The organism is Streptococcus infantis (assembly GCF_001579645.1).
GTDB classification, from domain to species: Bacteria; Bacillota; Bacilli; order Lactobacillales; family Streptococcaceae; genus Streptococcus; species Streptococcus infantis_E.
This window is the reverse complement of record NZ_KQ970818.1, coordinates 437,659-439,753: the sequence shown is the minus strand read 5'-3', so window position 1 is coordinate 439,753 and position 2,095 is coordinate 437,659. Positions and strand designations below refer to the sequence as shown.

Here is a 2,095-nt window from a genome sequence, read left to right as displayed (position 1 = left end):
AATTAAAGGGAAGAGCAAGAGGACATTTAAGGCGTTTTGCAAAAAAATCCAAAACAGTTGTATAGGGCTGGTTACTTCTCCCAGGTTCCACAAAGAGTTAAAAGGCGTCAAAAGAAAAACCAGGCGTCCAATAGTTTGAATACCTGGAGTTTCCACTCCTGTAGGAAGTTGAGGCTGGGGAGTAAAACAAAAACAGACGATACAAAGACTGTATAACACGATTCCCAGGCTTAGTAATTTTTTTTGATTCATCTTATGGATTTACTTCAGCTACTGCTTTTTGGCGATCACGTTTCATGGTATTTGAACGCAACTGTCCACAAGCCGCATCGATATCTGTACCATGTTCCTGACGAACAACACAGTTGACGCCTTTTTTCTTGAGCGTATCATAGAAGGCCATGACACGCTCTTTCGGACTACGACTGTATTGGTCATGCTCACTAACCGGGTTGTAAGGAATCAAGTTGACATATGACAATTTCTTAATGTTTTTCAGCAATTCTGCCAACTCAAGTGCTTGTTCGACTCCGTCATTGACTTCATTTAGCATGATATACTCAAAAGTTACACGGCGGTTGGTTGTTTCGATGTAGTACTCAATCGCTGCAAAGAGTTTTTCAATCGGAAAGGCACGGTTAATCTTCATGATGCTTGAACGCAGTTCATTATTCGGAGCATGAAGTGAGACAGCAAGGTTGACCTGTACTCCTTCATTTGCAAAATCACGAATCTTATGAGCCAAGCCAGAAGTTGATACAGTGATATGACGAGCACCGATAGCCATTCCCTTGTCATCATTGATGGTACGGATAAAGTTCAAAACATTATTGTAGTTATCAAATGGTTCTCCAATACCCATAACTACGATATGACTAACACGTTCATCTTGTCCACGTTCGTCAAAATATTTTTGAACCAACATAATTTGAGCTACAATTTCTCCGTTATTGAGGTCACGTTGCTTCTTGATCAAACCTGACGCACAGAAGGTACAACCGATATTGCAGCCTACCTGAGTGGTTACACAAACTGACAAACCGTAGTGCTGGCGCATCAGTACAGTCTCAATCAACATACCATCAGGCAACTCAAAGAGGTACTTCACAGTACCATCGGCTGATTCTTGAACGATACGTTGTTTCAAAGGATTAACCACAAACTGCTCGTTGAGTTTGGCAATCAAATCCTTTGATAAGTTAGTCATTTCTTCAAATGTCTGAACACGTTTACGGTAAAGCCATTCCCAGATTTGATCCGCTCGGAATTTCTTTTCTCCTTGCTCTAAGACCCATTCTTGCATGCCTTGGCGGGTTAAACTATAAATTGATGGTTTCATGTTATCTCCTTAGTATTCGCTCATTTCTGACGAATAACGAAATGACGCTCTTCCTTAGCTTCTTTTTGAGGTTTTTGCTCTTTTCGACGACGTCTATTTCTCTTTTCTGTATGATTTTTTTTCTTGTTTTGGGAAGGTTTCTTGCCTCTTCGAGAGTCTTTTTCTTCCTCTTTTTTGCGAATCTTCTGGTCGAAAGATGCTCGTTTAGGCGCCTGGTTTTCTAAAACGAAATAGGCACAACCATAACTACAGTACTCAAGTAGATAATCCTGCAAACGACTGATTTTCTCGAGAGATTCTTCAGCTCGTTCATTTTTATAAAATCCACGCAAGCGCAACTGTTCATTACTCCAGTCCCCTACTATATAATCATACTTGTTTAAAACTTCGGAAAAACGTTGAGTAAAAGCCGTTGCATCAAAAGCATCCTTGCTATTTTCAACCAAGATAAAAGAAAAACCTTCAGCTTCAACCTTAGTATCATTCAGATGAAATTCCGGACCAGGGAATTTATTGTAATTGTATAATTCAGGTGCAATTTCTTTACGCATAATCTTCCTTTTTCAACGATTTCTTAATACTCTATTCTACCATATTTTCTAGATATTTTCACATTTCCGATAAAAAGAAAAAAATCTGACAATCTAATAAAAATTTCCAAAAAGAAAACTGGGATATCCCAGTTTTAATGATTATAGGTAAAGGAATTTAAAGAGTGCTACCGCTGCAATCGCTGCAAGAATCGGTGCAACTACT

The 2,095-nt window shown here is 39.0% G+C and carries 2 protein-coding genes and 1 pseudogene; all 3 read right to left on the bottom strand.

The features are described 5' to 3' along the window. Nucleotides 1–252, bottom strand: a pseudogene (locus SINDD18_RS11085) (VanZ family protein); the annotation flags it as partial. 1 nt (nucleotide 253) lies between these two features. Then, nucleotides 254–1,339, bottom strand: coding sequence for a 23S rRNA (adenine(2503)-C(2))-methyltransferase RlmN (rlmN, locus tag SINDD18_RS02040; RefSeq protein WP_061862907.1), 1,086 nt, complete (start codon nucleotides 1,337–1,339; stop codon nucleotides 254–256). A 20-nt stretch (nucleotides 1,340–1,359) separates the two neighbouring features. Further along, nucleotides 1,360–1,890 (bottom strand): YutD family protein, encoded by a 531-nt coding sequence (locus tag SINDD18_RS02035; RefSeq protein WP_061862906.1) that lies wholly within the window; start codon nucleotides 1,888–1,890, stop codon nucleotides 1,360–1,362. Nucleotides 1,891–2,095 lie beyond the last annotated feature (205 nt).